The following is a 17,378-nucleotide window of genomic DNA, read 5'->3' as shown; positions in this document are numbered from 1 at the left end:
GTACGGTCTCCGGTGGCCAAAGCCCACAGGCGACGGGACACGGACAGGTCGGTCACGTAGCTAAGGCTATGTGATTCAAGAATGGGTCCCTTTAATCCCATTCTTGAATGTATCACGCCTTGATCAGAACAAAATTTGGCTACGTTCGCTCCAAAAGCAAAGTCCCAACACGCTCTAACTCCGGCGCATCAAGTCTAGTTTTGTTTTTGCGTGCTTATACTTGTCGAGGTTTAACGCGGAGGGCTGGAAAACTCAGCAGATGGAAGGGCTTCAAGCCGGAATTCAGAAGCCTCGGATTGCTATGAAAAACCTATCCATTTCCTCTCCCCACCGCCCCTTTCCCAAATCGCTGCCGTATCCCATCCATAGCGGCCTGCAGGCGCTGCTCCTCCGCTGAGGCATCAAACAGGCTCAGCTGCGGGTGGCCGGGCACAAGCTTGCTGAAGCGGACACCCAGCAGGCGTACCAATTGCCGGCGCGTATACAGTTGTTCCAGCAGGTCCCGGGCGTGGTGGAGCAGGAGCGTATCGGAAGCGGTATAGGGCAGTCGGCACTGCCGGGTGAAGGTATTAAAATCGGAATACCGTAGTTTCACTGTGATGCAGGCGGTCAGCCGTTCGGACTGCCGCAGTTCAAAGGCGAGCTGTGCTACCATTTGGTTGAGGGTGGTGCGGAGGAATTCGACATTCGTGGTGTCGGTCTGAAAGGTCCGCTCGGTGGAGATCGACTGCCGCTCCGTATAGGGCACTACCGGGCGGTGGTCGATGCCATGCGCTTTTTCCCACAATTGCTTGCCGGGTTTGCCAAATTCGCGCTGCAGCAGTAGGGGCGGCACCTGACTGAGGGCGTGTACCGTCCGTATACCCATTTGGCTCAACCGGTGACAAGTCACCTTGCCCACCGCCGGTAACCTGCGCACTGGCAGGGGGGCTAAAAACTGCTGCTCCCGGCCCGACTCCACCAACTGCGCACCGTTGGGCTTACTTTCCCCCGCGCCTACTTTAGAGACCAGCTTGTTGGCCGCCAAGCCGATGGACAAGGGCAGCCCGCTTTCGCGAATGACCTTCTGCCGCAGTTCCTGCGACCACTTCCAGCAGCCGAAGTAACGGTCCATGCCGCTGATGTCGAGGTAAAATTCATCAATAGAAGCTTTCTCTAGGACCGGCGCATCTTCCGCAAGTATTTCCGTGACGAGCCTGGAATGCTTCAGATAGTTTTCCATATCGCCCCGCAGTACGGTAGCATCCGGGCAGCGCAGTAGCGCATGGCGGATAGGCATACCGGCGTGGATGCCAAAATGCCGCGCCTCATAACTGCAGCTTGCGACTACGCCCCGCCCGCTGCTGCCGCCAATGATTAGCGGCCTGCCCTGTAATTCATTGTTGTACAGCTGCTCTACGGACACAAAAAAGGCGTCGAGGTCCAGGTGCAGGATGGCTCGTTCAAACATGCTGTTTCGTTTTCGGGCTATGCGGGGGGCTTGCCAGCACAAAAGCCGGCAAGCTTGGTCAGCATAGCGTTTCATAGTATGCCGGAGGGCGTGTAAAAGTAAATGATTTACTTGTTTGAAACAAATAATTTCAAACTAAAATTGGTAGTAATTTTGGTAGCCCAGAAAGTGTGGGGCAGAGGGGAAATAAAAAAGGGAAGCACCCGGCACGATGTTATACAAAATCGTGTAGCGGGGTGCTTCCCTGCAGCTTACAGTTTCTCTGAAACTCTATTGTAGTCTGACAATTCAGAATTCACAAATCCTGGGTTGGCGGACTATAAATTACCGGCTGTAGTACATCACAACCGATGCCTTCTCAATCGTATTCTGCCAGAGGTAAAAGCCAACGATCGATGGATTGGTATTGGCATCGAGCCCCAGCTTGTCCGTTTTCAGGGCGTGGACAGTGATCACGTACTGGTGGATGCCGTGCCCTTTGGGTGGGCAGGGGCCGCCGTAGCCAGGCGCACCGTAGCTCGTTACACTTTGAATACTGCCTTTAGGCATTTGGCCCTTGCCACTGCCTGCACCGGAAGCTAGCGCTGTAATATCAGCAGGGATGTCAAAGGCCACCCAGTGCCAGAAACCGCTGCCAGTTGGTGCGTCCGGATCGTACATGGTGATGGCAAAGCTTTTGGTGCCCTCGGGCGCATTCTCCCAGGATAGCTGAGGCGACACATTTTCGCCATCGCAGCCAAAAGTGTTGGCTTCCTGTACCTTGGTAGCCTGCCCGCCTGCATCTTCGCTCATTAGGGTGAAGGTTTGGGCCTGAGTAAGTGTGCCCAGAGCGAACATCAGCAATAGTAAAAAGTTAGATTTTAGCATAATTTGGATTTGAAATGAAAAAGAAATACGGTGTTGTAACGTTGATTTCTTTAAAAAGATGATAGATGAGTGGGGTTATTGCGGTAAGGTGTGTTTAGAGACGAGCCGAGGCAGCCTGCTTGTCTGTCTACGAGAAGGAGAGCGTGTTACAATGTACGCTTGCCTGTTTGACGAGCGGGGCTATCAAGCCCGTATAGAATATCAAAACTCCAGTACCTCTGAAGAAAGGTTTGAGCAGCTGTTCTTGACTACAAACATCACCATAACGGCACCTCAAATTCCCGTACCTTAGCCACAAATACCACCGAATGGCTTTCTTAGACAACATCGATCTTATTGTTTTCGACCTGGACGGCACCCTCGTTGACTCCCGCTTCGACCTGGCAGACGCCGTCAACCACGCCATGCAGCAGCTGGGCCGGCCACTATTGTCCTACGAGGCCCTCCCCCCTTTGCTGGGCAGCGGGCTGTCTTACCTGCTGAAAGAAGCGGCAGGCACCGATGACCCCGAGATGCTGACCAAGGCAAAAAGACACTTCGACGATTACTACGCGGAGCACTTCGTTACCAAAACCAAGCCCTATCCCGGAGTGATGGATACGCTGCGGGCTCTAAAGCCCAAAAAGACCGCCATCTACAGTAATAAACTGCAGCACTTCACCGGGCGCATAGCCGAGGCACTGAAGATGGCCCCGCTCATGGATGTAGTACAAGGCGCCAATCCGGATGCATATCCCCTAAAACCGCACCCCGCCGGCCTGCAGCGCATTCTGGACCAATTGCAGGTGCCTGCTGACCGGGCGCTGATGGTTGGTGATTCCACCCACGATATAGAAGCGGCCAAGGCTGCCGGTATGTACACCTGTGCCGTCACCTACGGCTACCGGCCCCGGGCGGTGCTGGCAGAAGAGGCTCCGGATTATTTTGTGGATCAATTTCCGGAATTACTGGACCTGTAGTGATATTCAGCACAGTAGAGCCCGCTCAGCTTTCCTATCTTTGAATTATGCTAAAACCTTGACTTATGTCTGATCAGAATACACCTCGTGCCGACCGCAACCTCGCTATGGAGTTAGTTCGCGTTACTGAAGCTGCTGCGATTGCTGCTGCCCGCTATATGGGCATGGGCAAAAAAGAAGCCGGCGATCAGGCCGCTGTAGATGCGATGCGGACTTTCCTGCGGACGGTAGATATGAAAGGTACCGTCATCATTGGCGAAGGTGAAAAAGACGAAGCCCCCATGCTCTTCAACGGGGAGGAAGTAGGCAATGGCGAGGGGCCAGCGGTAGATGTAGCCGTTGACCCGGTAGAAGGCACCTCCTTGCTGGCCGAGGGGCGCCCCAATTCCATTACCTCGATCGCCGTGGCTGACAAAGGGAGTATGTGGGACCCGGGCAATAGCTATTACATGAACAAAATCGTAGTGGAAGCTGATGCCAAAGCTGCCATCGATATCACCAAGTCGCCCTCCACCAATCTGTACAATATTGCCGAAGTCTTGGGCCGCAACGTCGAAGACCTCACCGTATTTGTGCTGGACAAACCCCGCCACACTTCGCTGATTGAGGAGATCCGGCAGACGGGCGCACGGATCACCCTGCACGCAGAAGGCGATGTGATCGGGGCGCTTATGGCTGCCATCCCCGGGACAGGGGTGGATGTACTGATGGGCGTGGGCGGCACTCCGGAAGGTGTGATTGCCGCAGCGGCCGTGAAAGCGCTGGGCGGTGGCATGCAGGGGATGCGCGCGCCGCAACGGGAGGCCGAAAAGCGGCAGCTGAAGCAGGATGGCGTGAAAATCAAAGAAGTCCTGACCTTAGATGACCTGATCAGGTCTAACAATACGTTCTTCGCGGCAACCGGTATTACCCATTCTACTTTCCTGGAGGGCGTGCACTTTGACCGGCGCGGAGGTGTGACCACAGAGAGCATTGTGCTGCGCTCCCTTACCGGCTCCATCCGCTACATCAAAGGAGTGCACCGGCTCAACCGTACCCATGACATCGGGGGGCGCGTTGGCACAACCCCCGCCCACGTTGCCATGGAAATTATCGCACCGGATTGAGCATAGTTTTGGAGCAACCTTCACATCACCAACCACTTCCACTCGCAGAGGCTATTCCCTGATTTCCTGGCAGAGCTCCATCAGTACGCCATTGGCGCTTTTGGGGTGTACAAAGCAGACGAGCTTGTTGTCCGCCCCGCGTTTAGGCTCCTCATTGAGCAGGCGGAAACCTTCATTTTTAAGGCGTTCCATTTCAGCGTAGATATCTTCTACTTCAAAAGCAACGTGGTGGAGACCTTCGCCCCGCTTCTCAACGTATTTGGCAATAGCACTTTCCGGTGCGGTCGCTTCCAGTAGTTCTATCTTGGATTCTCCAATCTTGAAAAACGCGGTCTTGACATGTTCTGAAGCCACTTCTTCTACTTTGTAAAGCGGGCGGCCCAGCATTTTTTCAAAGAGCTCATTGCTTTCCTCCAGGTTTTTGACGGCAATGCCGAGATGTTCGAGACGGACCATATCTTATGTTTTTTGTTTGCAAATTTGGGGTGCAATATACTTTGCCGGGCTAAGAATACAAACTCATAGTCATAAGTCCTGGCCTTGTGCATCAATGTGCCGGAGCCCCATCAGGGCAAACAGCAGGTAGAGGGTGAGCCCAAATTGTGTTTCGAGGGTGTGTTCTACCATAAAGGAGGAAAAGATCATGAGGTGAAAGGCTGTCCAGAAGGCATCCCGATAGCCGCTCCGGTACAGCAGCGGATAGGTGGTGGCCAGTACGAAGTACAGTAGCCCCAGCAGCCCGGTAGCGCCCAGCACAAAAACGTACTGATTGTGCGGCAACAGTTTGCGTCCGGCCAGGCCAGGGGCATGGGCTTCGTAGTAGGCTTCGGCCGCATCCCTGATGTCACCCAGCCCTTCTCCTATCCAGGGGTGGGCTTTCGCCATAGCCAGCCCGGCTTTGATCGACCCGAGGCGCTGGGAATCTGACAGCTCCTGCACCTCTCCGTCCCGAACCAGCAAGTATATGGTGTATTGCGTGTAGTTGATCTTGTTTTGCAGGGTCGGAATGAATTGAATAGCAGCGTACGCTAGCCCTGCTGAAGCAATTACAATAGTCATTCCCAATATGAATTTCCGGTGCAGGAGGACTAGCCGGGCCAAAGCATAGCCCATCATAAGGTAAAGCGCCAGCAAACCGCTGCGCACCGCTAACAGGTGCAGAAAGGCAGCCATGAAAATGCTGCCGCCAATCAGTAGGTAGCGTTCTGCCATATAGCGCAAGCAGAAGCGCTGATCTGCTAAATACAGGCCGGCTGCCACCGCCAGCGCGACCGTCAGGCTAAACCGGATGTGCCGCATCGGGGTGGGCATCACCTGCCCCTTTTTGTATAGGGCTGTCAGGGCTGCGTAGTCCGCCCAGTACTGGTAAAGGACAGCTATGCAGGCCAGGAGGGTGAGCACAAAAAACAGGTAAAGCAGGCTGTAGTATGCCTGTTTGCCGAACCGGGGCAAAGATAAAATCGCAAAGGGCAGCAAAAGCAGAGGTAAAGAAGTGCGCAGGCGCCTGAACAGGTAGACGGTGTTTTCTGAATACAGCCCGGAAAGCGTGTACATCAGGAAGATGCCCGTAATGCCCAGGAGTGCGGGGTGCCGCAAAAAGCGTTTCCACAACTGCGGGAGCTGCCGGTTGAGCACCACATTCACCACCAATGCAATAAAAGCGATGCTGATCAGCGCCTCCGCTGAAGTCATCATGCCTACCATCATTGCGATCAGGCATGCCATGCCCAGCCACTGATGGTGGACGGGCTGCGGAAAGGGACCTTGTTGAAGCACCTTGAATTCGATGGGCATAAACCTTTTGAAAGCTTAGACCGGCAGTAAGCCTCTAAGGGTTGGGTTAGGCCTGCAAGCCGCCGTAAGCAATGAAGTACGGATTGAGCAGGTTCTCCTTGTTGTAACGCAGGGGCGCTTGGGTCTCTTCGTCGATTACCGCACCCCCGGATTGTTCCAGTACGGCCTGAGCCGCGGCGGTGTCCCACTCCATCGTAGGCCCCAGCCGTGGGTACACATGAGCTTCGCCCTTTGCAATGATCAGGAACTTCAGGGAGCTGCCTTTGGGCACCAGGTCGGGGCGGTTGAGGTTGTCCACAAAAGCCTGCGTATCTTCATTGAGGTGCGAACGGGAGCAGACAACGCTCAGCCCTTCGTCTGTAAGCCTAAACGGTGGGACTTCCAGCTTAGTCATCTCTCCTTTGGATTCCAAAAAAGCACCTACCCCGGCTGCGCCCCAGTAGGCTTCATCAAAACAAGGGACATACACTACGCCCATCACCGGCTTGCCCTGATGGATGAGCGCAATATTGACTGTGAACTCCCCGTTGCGCTTAATGAATTCCTTGGTGCCGTCCAGGGGGTCGACCAGCCAGTGGTATTCGTAGTCTTTGCGGGTCTCGTAGGGCACAGCTTTGTTTTCTTCCGATATGATAGGGTACTGTACGGGCAGCTTTTCGAGCTCCCGGCAGATGACCTCATTCGCAGCCTGATCCGCCAGGGTGAGGGGTGATTCGTCGGCCTTGAGTTCTATACCTAGGTCTTTTTTGCTGTAAATCGCCATAATAGCAGCGCCAGCGTGGCGGGCAATCTGTACCACTTCCTGAGCAAGTTCTTTTTTATCCATTGTTATTTTCGCTTAGAGTTTGCAGACTAATTACGAAAGTCCTGACAAACGTTTACCTTTGGAGAGCAAGGACAACGCTAAGCAAGTCCTGCCAAAACATTCCTGAACGGGGCACCTCCCATCCTTCAGGTTGTAAAGGTAGGTTGAAAACCGGCAGCCACCAAAGGGCTCCCACTATTTATACATGAATTATCCACCTAATAAACTACTTGCCCCATGCACAAAATTTTAGTTACCGGCGGTTGTGGCTATATCGGCAGCCATACCATTGTTGATTTGATTGATCATGGTTTCGAAGTCATTTCGGCCGACAACCTCAGCAACTCAAGTGAAGCAGTACTGGATGGCATAGAGGCCATTACCGGTCGGCGGGTCCACAACTATGCCATTGATCTCTGTGACCTGGCGGCAACGGAAGCCATGTTTAAGGCTCACGATGACCTGGCTGGTGTGATCCATTTTGCTGCCCTTAAGCATGTCGGTGAGTCCGTGGAGCAGCCTCTTCGCTATTTCCGCAACAACCTCAACAGCCTGATCAACGTGCTTGACTGTATGGTGCGCTACGACGTGCCCAACTTCATCTTTTCTTCTTCCTGCTCGGTCTACGGCAACGCCTCTGAGCTGCCGGTAACGGAAAAGACCCCCCTGGAAGAAGCAGAGTCGCCCTATGCCCGTACCAAGCAGATGGGCGAGCAGATGGTACATGATTTTTCCCACCGCCACCCCGGGCAAAATAACATCCTGCTGCGCTACTTCAACCCTGCCGGCGCGCACGAAAGTGCCAAAATCGGGGAGTCGCCGACCACGCCGGCCTCCAACCTCGTGCCGGTGATCACCGAAGCGGCTATCGGCAAACGAAAGGCACTCATGGTTTTTGGAGATGACTATAACACCCGCGACGGTAGCTGTATCCGCGATTATATTCATGTGATGGACCTGGCTAATGCGCATACCAAAGCATTGCAGCACCTCATCGCCGGTAAGCAGGAAGCACCGGTATCGGTCTTTAACCTCGGTATCGGTGAGGGCGTTACGGTCCTGGAAGCAGTGAACGCTTTCATGAAAGTTACGGGCGAAAAACTGCCCTACCATATAGGCCCCCGCCGCCCGGGCGATGTGGTCGCTATCTATGCCAATTATAAAAAGGCGGCAGACCAGTTGGGCTGGGCACCAAAGCGCGATGTGAACGACATTATGCGCACCGCCTGGAACTGGGAAAAGGTCCGCAGTCAGGCTAAAGAAGAAGTGTAACGTATGCTGCAGAACCTAAGCTTATTCGCTGTATTCGCCTGCCTGTGCCTGCTGCCGCTGAGTAGCCGGGGGCAGGCGGATGCCGCCTACGCCAAAACCATCCGCAAGCACCGCAAGCATTACAAACAGGAATTCCTGGAAGACGAGCGCGCGCCCCTGAACCGGAAAGGCGTGAAGAAATTACGGTTCTATGCCCCGGATACCTCCTACCGGGTTACCGCAACCTTTGAGCGTACAACGGATGCCGAGTCCTTTGATATGCCCACTTACAGCGGCATCACCAAGCCTTATGTGAAGTTCGGGACCGCCACTTTCCAGCTCAAAGACACTACGCTGCAGTTGGCCGTCTACCAAAGCCTCCGCCTCATTCGTATGCCGCAGTACCGCGATTACCTGTTCATCCCATTCAAAGATGATACCAACAGCGTGGAAACCTACGGGGGCGGCCGATACATGGATATCACTAAATCAGCTATTCAGGACGGGCGGCTTACTATTGATTTTAACAAAGCCTACAATCCCTGGTGCGCCTACAGTGATGGCTACAACTGCCCCATCCCACCTCTGGAAAACCACCTGCCAGTCCTCATTGAGGCAGGCGAGCTGGATTATCAGAAACGGTAGCCTGCCATCAGGCTCAGGCTATTGGTGTAGAAAAAGGGCGCATTGGGCGAAAGCAGTCCGATGTCGTCGATTTCGTAGCACAGGCTCACTTCTACATGCTCCCCGCTTATGCTAAACCCGCCAAAGAGGCCAAGCTGCGTAGGTTGGATCACCCGGTCGGTGAGGTTGGTCCGTATTGGGTCACCGATTTGCCGGGCAATACTGAAACCGGCAAAAATACTCCCGAATACGGTGGCAATACCACTGTTGCGCACGCCAAGGTTGAGTTGCAGGTAGTCGGCATCCACTTCAAAGTTATCGAAGTCGTCGGTAGTCCGGAATGGCGCGTAGAGGACTTCTGCGAGAAAGCCTGACCTGCCATCGCCCTGAAAAGGCAGGAGGAGCAGGCTGGCCCCAATTCTGGGCGCAAAGCTACCGGTACCGGCATCCCTGAAAATCCGGTCGCGCGTACTGACCCGGGTAAACGCCGCGCCGGCCTGTACACCCGGGCGCAGGGTCCATTTTTTGAACTCCAGCTCGTAATCAAGCCGCTTTCGGCTCCCACATTCATTGTACTGCACAAACAACCGCTTGATACCCTCGTCCGTAAACTGGATTTTGGGAATCCGGTCCTTCGTTGCCCGGCAATCCGACATCACCGTGAGGAGTTGTTCCTGCCATTGGTCATGCCTGAACCGGATGCGGCGGCCACTGCCCACACGGTGGTAGCTGTGTTGTACGAGTTGCGTGAATACGCCACCCTTTTCCAAAAAGTAGTTCGCCCGCCCTCCGGGAGTCTCATGGTAGTAAAAGCCAAGAGTGCCTTCCACTACGGCTTGCAGCAGTAGGGTGTCCTGTACGTAGAGCAGAGTGTCGCCCACCGGCATGGTGTCGGGCAGGTAGAGGCGCTGCACAGAACGGCTCAGGTAGCGCCGCTCGAGTTGGTCTTCGGTCAGTATGATTTTGTCGATCTCCGGTGTATTTAGAAACTGAGGCTCCGGGTCTGATTTGCTGCGGTACAGTAAGCGCTCTGTGCCTTTTTGCCAATCCGGCTTTTCGATTTCACCGGTCAGGCGCTCTCCGTTTTTGAGCCAGATTTTAGCGGGATAGTAAGTCGTCAGTTGAGCCCGTAGTGCCAGGGGCAGGGCTAACAGCAGCGCGAAAAAGAGGGTCAGTCTTGCCATAGGTTATTTTGGGCTAAAGTTAGGGACGATCAGAGAATAAGTCCGAAATTTGTAGGGAAGATTTTGTACCAAGTCTGGCTTCGTGCTTTTGGGCTGCCGTGCCGGAGAGTCAACGGCTTATTCATCGCTAAACTTCCGTTTGCTTTTTCTGGGCACATTGGTCTGTAGGGCATCTGCTGTCCAGCTGCTGTCCGCATCCTCCGCAGCCGTGTTGTAGTACTCCACCGCATCATGAATTTGTATAAACTGATTGCGCGCTCCAATGACCTGCATCAGGCCATGACGGGTGAGGGCATCCCGGGCTGGGCCAACTACGCCCGAGATGAAAAAGCGAATATTCCGGTTTTGCAAAACGCTGATGATTTCACTCAGGGCTTCGGCTCCCGTCGTATCAATATCATGAATACTCGAGGCGTCCAGGATAAACAGCTTGAGTGCCCGCCCTTCGTGGGTGACTAGCCGCTCCAGTTCATCCCGGAAGTAGTCGGCATTGCCAAAGTACAGTTGCGCGTCAAAACGAACGATGAGGACTTCTTCGTGCTGCTGTGCATTGGAAAACCGGCCAATGCTGCGGTAGCGCCGGGAGTTGGGCAGTTGGCCGAGCACAGCTATGTGGGGCCGCGAATTGCGGTACACCATTATCGCAAGCGATAGCAGCACCCCAATCAGTACTCCATCCTGAATACCGAGGAGGAGCGTGGCTGTGAAGGTGGCGAGCATCGTCCAGAAATCGCGCCGGTCTGCGGTCCAGAGGTGGCGGGCTTCCTGATAGTCCACGAGGTTGATCACGGCAGACAAAATAATAGCCGCAAGGACAGCCTTGGGCAAATAGAAGAACCACTCGGTGAAAAACAGCAAAGTCAGCGTAATAATCAGTGCACTGATCAGAGAGGAAATGCCCGTCTTAGCCCCGGATTCCACATGAATGGCTGAGCGGGAAAAACTGCCTGAAGTCGGGAAAGCCTGGAAGAACGCTCCTCCGATTTTGGTAATCCCCAGGGCAATCAGCTCCTGATTGGGGTCGATGCGTGGGGTATTTTGCTGCCGCCCCATCGTTTTGGCGATCGCAACAGACTCAATAAAGCTGATGATGCCGATGGTCATAGCAATCGGCCAGACGTTAAGCAACCGGTCAGGTGAGATATTGGGCCATGCAAAAGCCGGTAGCCCTTCCGGTACCTTCCCAATGATGGCCACCCCTTGCTGATCCAGCTCAAACCCAACCACCAGTAGTGTGCCCAATAAGACAACAACGAGTGCACCCGGAATTGCTTTACTGATGCGCTTCAACCCCCGGAGGATGGCGACGCTCCCTAGGCTGATACCCAGGGTGAGCCAGTGCAGTTGCCCAATGTGTTCAATGGCATCTGCTGCTAATACGAAAATGTTATTGCTGCGCTGCAGTGGGATGCCCAGCAGGTGTTTCAACTGGCTGAAAGCGATAATGAAAGCCGCAGCTGAGGCAAACCCTGCGATCACGGGGTGAGATAAAAAGTTGACCAAGACTCCCAGCCGGAAGACGCCCAGTACCAACTGCATTAATCCGGCCAATAGCGCGATAGATACGGCGATGCTAACCATCTCGGCGGGACTCAGGTCAGCACCCAGATTGTAAATCCCGGCAGCGACTAGCATAGAGACGATGGCTGCCGGCCCTACTGACAACTGACGGGAGGTGCCAAAAATGGCGTAGAGTACCAACGAAAACAGACTGGCATAAAGGCCGTAGATAGGCGGCAAACCGGCGAGCAGCCCGTAAGCCATGCCTTGGGGCACGAGCATGATCGCAACGGTGAGCCCGGATTGGATATCGCCGCTAAGGTAGCTGCGCTTGTACTTGGGCAACCAGTCCAGTATGGGTATAAACTGCTTCAATGGCCAAAAGATCTTATTCATTATGAGGCACACCTGCATCAAAAACATCGTCAATCATGCCGTGCAGATTAACTACGGGAGCACTGCCCCTTGCCTTGAGCATACTGGCGGCGATCGTTGAGCGGTAGCCACTTCGGCAGTGCAGATGGTACGGCTTCAAGGGGTCTGCTTCGCTGATCCGGTCCCGCAATTCCTCCAGGGGCAGGAGCTGAGCCTGCCTGATGTGGCGGTCATCGTATTCATCCTGCCGACGTACGTCCAAAACATGGGCAACCCTGCCAGATTGGTAATCCGCCGCAAAGCCGGGCACATCTAGCGTAGGTACCTCCTCAACCGGCTTTCCGGTGTTTTTCCAGGCTTCAAACCCACCACTGAGGTAGCCCACGATGTTGTTGAAACCGGCTTCCATGAGCAATTGAGTGGCTTTTCCGACCTGGGGTTCCGGTACAATTAGTAATAATTTGATTGCCGGGCCAGGCAGTACCTGCTTTGCCCAGTAGGTGAAGTCGCCCTCCAGTCCGATAAAAACAGAGCCGGGGATGAAGCCTTTACTGAAAATGCCCTTCTCCCGAACATCCAACACAAGGGTGCCGGCTATGTTGGCAGCCGTTTCAAATTCTTCTACGGACAAAGGCAGGGGTTGATGTGCCATATTCATCTTCAGATTTTAATGATAATTGGATAAACGGGCAGGTGTTTAGAGTGTTTGGAGGTGATTTTCAACGTAAAGGTGCTCCAAACATACTTTTAGAGCTTGTCGGGGTTTTACACTTCGAGCTGTTCTTGCCGAATTTCATCTTGCTCTTCGGTTGCGTAGCTAAGACTATGCTCTCTTGTTGTGTCCTGATCAGAACAAGATTTGGCTGCTTTCGCTCCGAAATCAAAATTTCAGCAAGCTCTTATGGGCATGGCAAATTGGATTATTGCAAAAATCAACTATTTTACCACCATGAGTTTACCCAAAATTACTGCAAAGGCGGCGCTTAAACTAAAGCCACGCAAAAAAAAGCGTCAAAATACAGGACTGGCACCTGGTAGCCTGGTATTTACCGGGCAAAAGAAAATGGAGGAGGTGCAGGTGAGCCTGATTGAATACAGCACGCAGGGAGAAGTGCGCGAACAGAAGGCAAAAGGGAAAATCCCACCTTCCTCAGAAGAGGCTGTGGTACGATGGTATGATGTACGGGGCTTGCATGATGTGGCGCTCATTGAGGAATTGGGGAATAAGTTTAATGTGCACCCGCTGGCCTTGGAGGATATCCTGGATACGCATCAGCGGCCTAAGTTTGAGGATTATGAGAACGGGCTTTTCCTGATCCTGCAAGCATTATCTTATAATGAAGCGGAGCAACGTGTTATGACCGAGCAGGTCGCTATTTTTTTTGGGGAGGGCTTCGTGCTTTCCTTTCAGGAAAACGATACCAACTTGTTTCTTGGGGTTCAGGAGCGCATTCAATCGGGGCGGGCGAAAATCCGAAAGCGCAAAGCAGATTACCTGGCTTATGCTCTTGCAGACAATATCGTGGACCATTATTACCTCCTTTTAGACCGCATGGATTTTGTCCTTGATGACCTCGAAGAGGAAATCCTTTCCAAAGCGAACCGCGATAGCAAAGGCAAAATCCACAACCTGCGCTTACAGATCATTACCCTGCGCAAAACGGTAGCGCCCCTGCGTGATGCGATCGGGCAATTCTCCCGGTCGGATAGCCACCTTCTTTTGGAAGGGACTGATGTCTTTATTCGGGACCTGCACGACCACACCATTCAGGTGATGGAAAATATCGATACAGTCCGGGAAATGATGAATGGGCTATACGACCTTTACCTCAGCGAGATCAGTTTCAAGATGAACAGCATCATGCAGGTACTGACTATTATTTCCACTATTTTTATTCCGTTGACGTTTCTGGCGGGCATTTACGGGATGAACTTTAAGCATATGCCAGAGCTCAACTGGCAGTACGGCTATTATTACTTGTGGGGCCTGATGCTGATCATCAGTGGGGGGCTGATTTACTATTTCCGGCAGCGCAATTGGTTGTAAGCCCCTAACCGGCAGTCGTGAACCGTACTTTCCGGAAGGACTTAGGCACGATGCCTCTTTTTTCGCAGTATTGCTGATGCCGTTCTTCTGCTTGCCAAAAGGTGGTGGCTGGCTCAATGCTGGTCTTGATGGCATATCCACTTTCCCAAAGATGCTCCCACAAGCCCTCGGCTACGACCTGCTGATCAGCCGTATGGTAAAAAATAGACGAGCGGTATTGCCCGCCTTTATTACGGCGGTCTATAGTTGGGTCATGCATTTCAAAGAAGAAACGCACAAGCGCGTCATAACGGACTATAGCCGGGTCATAAGTCACTTCCACCGCCTCCGCATGCCCGGTGGTTTTGGTGCAAACCTGATGGTAAGTCGGATGGGGGAGATGCCCACCGGTGTAGCCTACTCTGGTAGATACCACACCGGGGACTTTGCTGAAAAAGTATGCCTTGCTCCAAAAACAGCCACATGCGAAAGTCGCTACTGCTGTTGTTGCTCCCATTCGGCCTGCGGTATGAACTTCATAGAAATGGAGTTGACACAGTGGCGGGTATTTTTGGCAGTCAGCCGCTCTCCGATGAAGACGTGACCGAGGTGGCCACCGCAGTTTTCGCAGAGGATTTCGGTACGCCGCCCATCGGCATCTGTTTCCCGGCGTACGGCGCCAGGGATTTCATCATCGAAGCTGGGCCACCCGCAACCGGAAGAGAACTTGTCTTCCGATTTGTAAAGCGGGGTTTCGCAACGCCGGCAAACATACACGCCGGGCGCTTTGTGGTTGTCATATTCCCCGATAAAGGGGCGCTCCGTACCTTTGTGCACGATCACGCGCTCCTCTTCCGGGGTTAGTGAATTCCAGTTTTCTTTGCTTTTTGTCATAAGTTTCAATCTTCTTCTACAGCTGAAAAGTCAATAGCCTGGATGATTTTTATGGCTTTTTGCGCCTTCTCCTGAGGCGCATACAACGTAGCTGCCCCTAGTGAAGGGATGGCACTGTCGGGCCTTTCGAGAATATGGCTTTCAACGCCCTGCCGTTTTAATGCATCTTCAACCAGTTTGGTTTTCAAAATTTCTGAGGATTCGAATACTTTTACCCAATCTTCTTTCATGAGGTAGTTAGTTTAAGTTGGTTAGTAATGTTTCTTTATAACAAGCCGAGGCCTGCTGATGTTAAATGCGTCTAGTCAAAACTGTGATTTATGACTGCTGCTCTTCGTGCTACTATTCGCCAATGCCGCATTTGTGAAGTGTCCCTTCCGGTGCCACCCCGGCCTATTTTTTCGGTTCATCCGGATGCCCGTATCGCATTGATCAGTCAGGCACCGGGCCGGTTGGCCCACGAAAAGGGCATACCCTACTACGATCCCAGCGGTGTGCGCCTGCGGCAGTGGCTGAATGTAGAGGAGGCTACTTTTTATGACCCTACCTGCTTCAGTATTTTGCCGATGGGCTTTTGCTATCCGGGTAAGGCCGCTACAGGCGACTTGCCGCCCCGGCCGGAATGCGCGCCGCAGTGGCACGCTGCGTTATTGGCAATGATGCCGAAAATACAACTTACCCTTTATATCGGGCAGTACGCACAGCGCTACTACCTGGGCAAATCCCGGAAACGCAATCTTACCGAAACGGTCCGTTCTTTTCAGGAGTATGGCCCAAAGGTGCTGCCTTTGCCGCACCCTTCTCCCCTCAATAACCGATGGCTGAGCCGTAATCCCTGGTTTGAGGCGGAAGTGGTTCCATACTTACAAGCAAAAGTTGATGCAATTCTCGAACTGTAGCAATGAGGAATGTCAGTGGAATGGCCTTCTGATACCTTTTTACCTGACCGTACCTTTCAGGTGTGCGCTCTCAAACCGGTCTTTTGTCTGTTTTTAGCTTACGCTGCGGCCGTTCCAATTGCAGCAAAGCCTCACTCCACAGCTCATGACCTATTTTTCGAGACTTTAGCACTATAGTATCGGAATAGGCCCTTATTGGGTTACCGCCTCAAAACATTCCATCAACCGCTCCACCTCCCGCATTTCATTATATAAATGGCAGGATACCCGAATCGCATTACCCCGGATAGAAACATGTACCTGCCCTTCCTGCAGCCGCTCCCGGAAGCGTTCTATATTGGCTCCCCCGGGCAGGCGGACGCCCACCAGATGATGCGCCCGTTGATCTTCCGGTTCTATGGTGCAGCCCCGTTCTTCCAGTTCCCGGAGTGCGTCCCCCAGTAGCGCCTGAGCATAACTTTGGATGTTATCTGTGCCCCATTCCAGCAGTTGGTCAATGCCCGCCTTCATCATAGGGACGAGGATAAAGTTGCTCTGCTCGCCCATGTTGTAGCGCGCCGCCAGCGGCTGGTAATTGGGCTGATAGTTGACCAGGTTACGGAAATCGTGGCTGTCCACCCGGTTGATCCAGTTCTCTTCTACTGGAAAGCCTTTATCGAATGCCGGGCCGTAGTACGCCAGGCCGATGCTGTAGGGGCCCATTAGCCATTTGTAGCCGGCACAGATCAGGGCATCAGGCTGAATGGCTGCCACATCAAAGGGGTAAGCGCCCACGGATTGGGTACCATCAATGACCAGTAACGCACCCACCGTTGTTGCGCGTTGGCGGATAGCCTGCAGGTCAAATAAAGTGCCGTCAGCCCAGTGCACCTGACCCATAGCGACCATTGCGGTGCGTTCGTCAATCGCCTGCAAGAGGGCATTATTCCAGGCCTGTCCTCTGGGGAACTCCTGTGGTGGGTCGACCACTCTGATGCTAGCCCCACTGGCTTCGGTTACCTGCTCCCAGGCGTAGTAGTTACTGGGGAATTGCTCCCGGGTGATGACGATGTTGTCGCCGGGCTGCAGCTTCAGGTTACGCGCAACGGCAGCCATACCGTAGGAAACGGAAGGAATGATGGCAATACGGCCTGGGTCCGGGCAGTTGATCAAACGGGCGTAAGCGGACCGAAGCGCCTGTACGGGCTCAAAGAAGTCTTCCAGTTGGATGTTAAAGGGCTGGCTTTTGCGCTGAAGGGCTTTGATACCTGCGGTTTCCACTGCACGCAACTGCGGAGACATATAAGCACCATTCAAGTAGGCTACATCATCAGGCAGGTCAAAAAGGTGGCGTTGGCTGGATAGCATTTTTTGCTGCTAAGCTACAGTTTTTGGTGTTGATAGGGTGGAGGGTTGGAACACAGATTGGAGGGATTACGGAGATTTCCGGGCGGGCCATCCAGCGTGGCGGGTCTCGTCGAGCAGATCAGTGCCATCAGTCAGATCAGCGTCATCAGTGTACCCATGTCGCGCGTGGAGGGTTGGAACACAGATTGGAGGGATTACGGAGATTTCCGGGCGGGCCATCCAGCGTGGCGGGTCTCGTCGAGCAGATCAGTGCCATCAGTCAGATCAGCGTCATCAGTGTACCCATGTCGCGCGTGG

Annotated in this window: 18 protein-coding genes; 6 read left to right on the top strand and 12 right to left on the bottom strand. The window is 53.5% G+C overall.

Annotated features, from left to right (window positions below):
- Positions 1-310: 310 nt before the first annotated feature.
- Together dinB and RIC19_RS15315 are read right to left on the bottom strand one after the other, a co-directional pair.
- Complete coding sequence (dinB, locus tag RIC19_RS15320) at positions 311-1,450, bottom strand: DNA polymerase IV (RefSeq protein ID WP_350179213.1); 1,140 nt, start codon at positions 1,448-1,450, stop codon at positions 311-313.
- A gap of 324 nt (positions 1,451-1,774) precedes the next feature.
- Positions 1,775-2,317, bottom strand: coding sequence for a YbhB/YbcL family Raf kinase inhibitor-like protein (locus RIC19_RS15315; RefSeq protein WP_350179212.1), 543 nt, complete (start codon positions 2,315-2,317; stop codon positions 1,775-1,777).
- Positions 2,318-2,625: 308 nt separating this feature from the next.
- On the opposite strand from RIC19_RS15315, the gene RIC19_RS15310 reads away from it, so the two are divergent.
- Positions 2,626-3,276, top strand: a complete 651-nt coding sequence (locus tag RIC19_RS15310) for an HAD family hydrolase (RefSeq protein WP_350179211.1) — start codon at positions 2,626-2,628, stop codon at positions 3,274-3,276.
- Positions 3,277-3,341: 65 nt separating this feature from the next.
- Positions 3,342-4,382 (top strand): class II fructose-bisphosphatase, encoded by a 1,041-nt coding sequence (gene glpX, locus RIC19_RS15305; RefSeq protein ID WP_350179210.1) that lies wholly within the window; start codon positions 3,342-3,344, stop codon positions 4,380-4,382.
- 51 nt (positions 4,383-4,433) lie between these two features.
- Here glpX and mce read toward each other — a convergent pair whose 3' ends face one another.
- From mce to cysQ, 3 genes are all read right to left on the bottom strand, one after another.
- Positions 4,434-4,838, bottom strand: a complete 405-nt coding sequence (mce, locus tag RIC19_RS15300; protein ID WP_350179209.1) for a methylmalonyl-CoA epimerase — start codon at positions 4,836-4,838, stop codon at positions 4,434-4,436.
- Between the two features lie 69 nt (positions 4,839-4,907).
- Positions 4,908-6,176: an O-antigen ligase family protein gene (locus RIC19_RS15295; RefSeq protein ID WP_350179208.1), complete on the bottom strand. Its 1,269-nt coding sequence runs from the start codon at positions 6,174-6,176 to the stop codon at positions 4,908-4,910.
- Positions 6,177-6,222: 46 nt separating this feature from the next.
- Positions 6,223-7,002: a 3'(2'),5'-bisphosphate nucleotidase CysQ gene (gene cysQ, locus RIC19_RS15290; RefSeq protein WP_350179207.1), complete on the bottom strand. Its 780-nt coding sequence runs from the start codon at positions 7,000-7,002 to the stop codon at positions 6,223-6,225.
- Positions 7,003-7,218: 216 nt separating this feature from the next.
- On the opposite strand from cysQ, the gene galE reads away from it, so the two are divergent.
- Both galE and RIC19_RS15280 read left to right on the top strand, forming a co-directional pair.
- A complete protein-coding gene (gene galE / locus RIC19_RS15285) occupies positions 7,219-8,253 on the top strand; it encodes a UDP-glucose 4-epimerase GalE (RefSeq protein ID WP_350179206.1) in 1,035 nt (344 codons plus the stop codon).
- Between the two features lie 3 nt (positions 8,254-8,256).
- Positions 8,257-8,877 (top strand): DUF1684 domain-containing protein, encoded by a 621-nt coding sequence (locus RIC19_RS15280; protein WP_350179205.1) that lies wholly within the window; start codon positions 8,257-8,259, stop codon positions 8,875-8,877.
- Here RIC19_RS15280 and RIC19_RS15275 read toward each other — a convergent pair.
- From RIC19_RS15275 to RIC19_RS15265, 3 genes are all read right to left on the bottom strand, one after another.
- Complete coding sequence (locus RIC19_RS15275; RefSeq protein WP_350179204.1) at positions 8,865-10,040, bottom strand: hypothetical protein; 1,176 nt, start codon at positions 10,038-10,040, stop codon at positions 8,865-8,867. The genes RIC19_RS15280 and RIC19_RS15275 overlap by 13 nt on opposite strands.
- Positions 10,041-10,157: 117 nt before the next feature.
- A complete protein-coding gene (locus RIC19_RS15270) occupies positions 10,158-11,915 on the bottom strand; it encodes a SulP family inorganic anion transporter (protein WP_350179203.1) in 1,758 nt (585 codons plus the stop codon).
- 13 nt (positions 11,916-11,928) lie between these two features.
- The gene (locus tag RIC19_RS15265; protein WP_350179202.1) at positions 11,929-12,567 is read right to left on the bottom strand and encodes a rhodanese-like domain-containing protein; all 639 of its coding nucleotides are present in this window, start codon (positions 12,565-12,567) and stop codon (positions 11,929-11,931) included.
- A gap of 255 nt (positions 12,568-12,822) precedes the next feature.
- Between RIC19_RS15265 and corA the strand changes: the two genes are divergently transcribed.
- Positions 12,823-13,962 carry a magnesium/cobalt transporter CorA gene (gene corA / locus RIC19_RS15260; RefSeq protein ID WP_350179201.1) on the top strand — a complete coding sequence of 380 codons (1,140 nt, stop codon included), beginning with the start codon at positions 12,823-12,825 and terminating at the stop codon, positions 13,960-13,962.
- 4 nt (positions 13,963-13,966) lie between these two features.
- Here corA and msrA read toward each other — a convergent pair whose 3' ends face one another.
- Genes msrA through RIC19_RS15245 form a run of 3 tightly spaced genes read right to left on the bottom strand, consistent with a single transcriptional unit; the run spans position 13,967 to position 15,065 of the window.
- The gene (gene msrA / locus RIC19_RS15255) at positions 13,967-14,458 is read right to left on the bottom strand and encodes a peptide-methionine (S)-S-oxide reductase MsrA (RefSeq protein WP_350179200.1); all 492 of its coding nucleotides are present in this window, start codon (positions 14,456-14,458) and stop codon (positions 13,967-13,969) included.
- Positions 14,437-14,835: a methionine-R-sulfoxide reductase gene (locus RIC19_RS15250; RefSeq protein ID WP_350179199.1), complete on the bottom strand. Its 399-nt coding sequence runs from the start codon at positions 14,833-14,835 to the stop codon at positions 14,437-14,439. The genes msrA and RIC19_RS15250 overlap by 22 nt, the downstream gene beginning before the upstream one ends.
- A 5-nt stretch (positions 14,836-14,840) precedes the next feature.
- The gene (locus RIC19_RS15245; RefSeq protein WP_350179198.1) at positions 14,841-15,065 is read right to left on the bottom strand and encodes a hypothetical protein; all 225 of its coding nucleotides are present in this window, start codon (positions 15,063-15,065) and stop codon (positions 14,841-14,843) included.
- A gap of 90 nt (positions 15,066-15,155) precedes the next feature.
- Here RIC19_RS15245 and RIC19_RS15240 point away from each other — a divergent pair, with 90 nt between their 5' ends.
- A complete protein-coding gene (locus tag RIC19_RS15240; protein ID WP_350179197.1) occupies positions 15,156-15,734 on the top strand; it encodes a uracil-DNA glycosylase family protein in 579 nt (192 codons plus the stop codon).
- Positions 15,735-15,926: 192 nt separating this feature from the next.
- Here the strand turns inward: RIC19_RS15240 and RIC19_RS15235 are convergent, their stop codons facing one another.
- Positions 15,927-17,081 carry an aminotransferase class V-fold PLP-dependent enzyme gene (locus RIC19_RS15235; protein WP_350179196.1) on the bottom strand — a complete coding sequence of 385 codons (1,155 nt, stop codon included), beginning with the start codon at positions 17,079-17,081 and terminating at the stop codon, positions 15,927-15,929.
- Positions 17,082-17,378 lie beyond the last annotated feature (297 nt).

The organism is Phaeodactylibacter sp. (assembly GCF_040219495.1).
Classification (GTDB): Bacteria; Bacteroidota; Bacteroidia; order Chitinophagales; family Saprospiraceae; genus Phaeodactylibacter.
Note: the sequence above shows the minus strand (reverse complement) of the source record. Positions and strands in the feature narration are given on the sequence as shown.

Excerpts from the sequence above, each read along its gene's own strand:
- dinB (WP_350179213.1), bottom strand. The coding sequence starts at position 1,450 with ATGTTTGAACGAGCCATCCTGCACCTGGACCTCGACGCCTTTTTTGTG.
- RIC19_RS15315 (WP_350179212.1), bottom strand. The coding sequence starts at position 2,317 with ATGCTAAAATCTAACTTTTTACTATTGCTGATGTTCGCTCTGGGCACA.
- RIC19_RS15310 (WP_350179211.1), top strand. The coding sequence starts at position 2,626 with ATGGCTTTCTTAGACAACATCGATCTTATTGTTTTCGACCTGGACGGC.
- glpX (WP_350179210.1), top strand. The coding sequence starts at position 3,342 with ATGTCTGATCAGAATACACCTCGTGCCGACCGCAACCTCGCTATGGAG.
- mce (WP_350179209.1), bottom strand. The coding sequence starts at position 4,838 with ATGGTCCGTCTCGAACATCTCGGCATTGCCGTCAAAAACCTGGAGGAA.
- RIC19_RS15295 (WP_350179208.1), bottom strand. The coding sequence starts at position 6,176 with ATGCCCATCGAATTCAAGGTGCTTCAACAAGGTCCCTTTCCGCAGCCC.
- cysQ (WP_350179207.1), bottom strand. The coding sequence starts at position 7,002 with ATGGATAAAAAAGAACTTGCTCAGGAAGTGGTACAGATTGCCCGCCAC.
- galE (WP_350179206.1), top strand. The coding sequence starts at position 7,219 with ATGCACAAAATTTTAGTTACCGGCGGTTGTGGCTATATCGGCAGCCAT.
- RIC19_RS15280 (WP_350179205.1), top strand. The coding sequence starts at position 8,257 with ATGCTGCAGAACCTAAGCTTATTCGCTGTATTCGCCTGCCTGTGCCTG.
- RIC19_RS15275 (WP_350179204.1), bottom strand. The coding sequence starts at position 10,040 with ATGGCAAGACTGACCCTCTTTTTCGCGCTGCTGTTAGCCCTGCCCCTG.
- RIC19_RS15265 (WP_350179202.1), bottom strand. The coding sequence starts at position 12,567 with ATGGCACATCAACCCCTGCCTTTGTCCGTAGAAGAATTTGAAACGGCT.
- corA (WP_350179201.1), top strand. The coding sequence starts at position 12,823 with ATGGCAAATTGGATTATTGCAAAAATCAACTATTTTACCACCATGAGT.
- msrA (WP_350179200.1), bottom strand. The coding sequence starts at position 14,458 with ATGGGAGCAACAACAGCAGTAGCGACTTTCGCATGTGGCTGTTTTTGG.
- RIC19_RS15250 (WP_350179199.1), bottom strand. The coding sequence starts at position 14,835 with ATGACAAAAAGCAAAGAAAACTGGAATTCACTAACCCCGGAAGAGGAG.
- RIC19_RS15245 (WP_350179198.1), bottom strand. The coding sequence starts at position 15,065 with ATGAAAGAAGATTGGGTAAAAGTATTCGAATCCTCAGAAATTTTGAAA.
- RIC19_RS15240 (WP_350179197.1), top strand. The coding sequence starts at position 15,156 with ATGACTGCTGCTCTTCGTGCTACTATTCGCCAATGCCGCATTTGTGAA.
- RIC19_RS15235 (WP_350179196.1), bottom strand. The coding sequence starts at position 17,081 with ATGCTATCCAGCCAACGCCACCTTTTTGACCTGCCTGATGATGTAGCC.